At 45.4% G+C, this 3,099-nt stretch carries 3 protein-coding genes; 2 read left to right on the forward strand and 1 reads right to left on the reverse strand.

Annotated elements, in window-relative coordinates:
- On the reverse strand, positions 1–920 hold a 920-nt coding region (locus tag K5677_RS04990), incomplete at its 3' end, for a nitrilase-related carbon-nitrogen hydrolase (protein ID WP_296725400.1).
- A 193-nt stretch (positions 921–1,113) separates the two neighbouring features.
- On the opposite strand from K5677_RS04990, the gene K5677_RS04995 reads away from it, so the two are divergent.
- Positions 1,114–1,575 carry a GNAT family N-acetyltransferase gene (locus K5677_RS04995; RefSeq protein WP_296725403.1) on the forward strand — a complete coding sequence of 154 codons (462 nt, stop codon included), beginning with the start codon at positions 1,114–1,116 and terminating at the stop codon, positions 1,573–1,575.
- A gap of 18 nt (positions 1,576–1,593) precedes the next feature.
- On the forward strand, positions 1,594–3,099 hold a 1,506-nt coding region (locus K5677_RS05000), incomplete at its 3' end, for a PEP/pyruvate-binding domain-containing protein (protein ID WP_296725406.1).

Genomic DNA, 3,099 nt, shown 5'->3' on the forward strand with positions numbered 1-3,099 from the left:
GGGAAATGCCTTTCAAGTCTCGTTTCTTTGGTTTCAAGGCTGAAATAAGTACTTTTCATATCCGGAGAAGCGGTAAAGGTATTCATTCTCCGACGTTCATAATCGAGCTTTTTTATATCTGTATCCGCAATGATAAGACCCTTTGAAAAAAGACGTGATTCTGCTATAACAGAGCCGTTCTCAGCAATTATATCATGTCCGGCAAAGACCATATCCTGCGTTGATTCGCCGATACCCGAATCTGCATATGCATAGGTGCAGGCAAGAGAGCATGACCTTGATTTTACAAGTGTTCTTCTGTAATCTGCTTTTCCTACTACTTCGTCGCTTGTGGATAAGTTGAATATGATAGCTGCGCCAGACCTTGCAAGCCGCTCCGAGGGCGGAGAGCTTACCCACATATCCTCACATATCTCGCTACCGAATGTCAGCTCAGGGAGTTCCTTGCAGGTGAACACAGTATCTTCAAGGTGAACAGAGTATTCATCATTCAGCCGTATATCCGCACAAAGCTCGTCAGTGGCAGCTGTGAAGTGTCTTGCTTCATAGAATTCACTGTAATTAGGGATATTCTTCTTTGCCACAGCTCCAACAGCCGTTCCCTTATTGATTACGACAGCGCAGTTGTAGAGTTTACCGCATACTGCAAGCGGTACGCCTACTATTGAAACAATGTCAAGATCAACAGTTTCTTTGATTATCCGTGCGGTTTCGCTTTTAGCTGCGCTTAAAAGTGCTTCCTGCAAAAATAGGTCTCCGCAGGTATAGCCTGTTACGGAAAGCTCGGGGAAGCAGACTATCTTCACGCCTTTATCGTGGGCTTCCGTTATCATTTCTATTATCCTGTCGGCATTGTAGCCGCAGTCCGCGACCTTCACATCAGGCGTAGCACAGGTTATTTTTATAAATCCGTCTTTCATATTTACCTCCAAAAAGACAAAAAGGAGCTGAAAAACAGCTCCTTTGCTTAACACTATAATTATAAACTAAATAGTTATTTTTGTCAAGGCAAATTATTTGCTTGACAAATCCGACTTAGCGTGATATAATGCAGATAAAGAGCAACGGCGCTTCTCGTTTTGAGGAGCGCCGTTTTGTATTAGGAGACTTTCTATGGAGCAGATACGGTATAAATGGACAGACGGTAGCAATAAAGATTTTCAGCGTTTTTATTTGAAAACAGAGGAGTTTTACAGCAGTTTGGTCGGCGGCAAAAAGAACAGGGAAGGCTTTATTCCTTACAATATTTCTCAGAATATCGGCGTAGTTGTCATAGCATATATTGGCGATACCGCTGTTGGCTGTGCAGGTTTGAAGTCTTATTCAGATACAGATTCAGAAATAAAGCGCGTATGGGTAGAACCTAATTATCGCCGTAGGCGTATTGCGGTCGAGATGATGAAAATGATTGAAAACAAGGCAAAGGAACAGCATTTCATAAGAACAATTCTCCAGACACGCGAAGTAATGACGGAAGCAGTATCGCTCTATGAAAAACTCGGATACTACCGCATAAGCAATTATCCACCCTATGACAAGCTTGATGGAGCGGTATGCTATGCTAAAGACCTGTAAATAAAAGGAGGCGTAACTATGGCTGCATTTGACAGGATATGTTCGGGAATTCCCGAAATGGACACAGCACTTGACAACATAAGGCTCGGCGACAATGTTGTGTGGAGAGTTTCCGAACTCTCGGAGTTCAAGCTGTTTATGGAGCCATACCTCAGGCAGGCTATCGCTGACGGCAGAAATATAATTTATTTCCGCTTTGCAAGTCATGAGCCCCTTGTTGAGCACTGCCCCGAGGTAAAAACCATAGAAGTGCCGCTCTCCCACAGATTTGAGACATTCACCGTTGATATACACAACGAAATTGAAAAGGCAGGCAGGGACGCTTTTTACATATTCGACTGCCTTTCAGAATTGCAGGCGATGTGGGCTACCGACCTTATGATGGGCAACTTTTTCAGAGTGACCTGTCCGTTCCTTTTCATACTTGACACAGTTGCATTCTTCCCTATAATTCGCGGCAAACACTCAGTTCACGCAATAAACAAGATACTGAACACCACGCAGCTTTTCTTCGACGTTTACTCCGACAAAAAGAACGTCTACGTGCGTCCCGAAAAGGTATGGAACCGAAGCTCGGATACAATGTTCCTGCCACATACCTATGAGCCCGAAACGGGGCATTTCCGCCCTATTCTTGACGGCGTAAAGTCGAGCCGTTTCTATCAGGTTCTCGGCAACGCACAGCGCTCTGCGGACGAGCAGTTCATGGATTCGTGGGACAGGTCTTTCAAAAAGGCAAAGGTGCTGTATGAAAACGGAGTTGATATTTCGGAACAGTGCAGTAATATGTGCAATATCATGATGACGCGCGACACGAAAATGCGTGAAATGGTCAAGAAACACTTCAAGCCCGAGGACTATTTCAGTGTCCGCGACCACATGATAGGCACGGGCATGATAGGCGGAAAAGCCTGCGGAATGCTGCTTGCGAGAGCCATTATCCGCAACACCGAGCCCGATATCAATGAAGTTCTTGAGCCGCATGATTCTTTCTATGTCGGCTCGGACGTTTATTACACCTACATCGTTGACAATAATTTCTGGGGTATGCGTATAAAGCAGCGTACCGAGGCGGGCTATTTTTCGCTCGCTGACGAGTTCGCACAGCAGCTTATGAACGGCAGATTCTCAGACGAGATGCGCGAGCAGCTCAACCGCATTATCGAATACTACGGTCAGGACCCCTACATCGTCCGTTCAAGCAGTATACTTGAGGACGGATTCGGCAATGCCTTTGCAGGCAAGTATGAGTCTGTATTCTGTGCAAACAGAGGAACTCACGGGGAGCGGCTCGAGGAATTTGAAAAGGCGATAAAAACTGTCTATGCAAGCACCATGAGCCTTTCCGCTCTCGACTACAGAAAAAGACGTGGACTTGATAAACGTGACGAGCAGATGTCACTGCTTGTACAGCGTGTTTCAGGCTCATACTATGGTGAATATTATATGCCATGTGCGGCTGGAGTTGGCTATTCCTACAGTCCATACAGTTTTCTCAAAAGTTCAGACCAGTCTGCAGGAATG

The sequence above is a fragment of the Ruminococcus sp. genome (assembly GCF_024684275.1).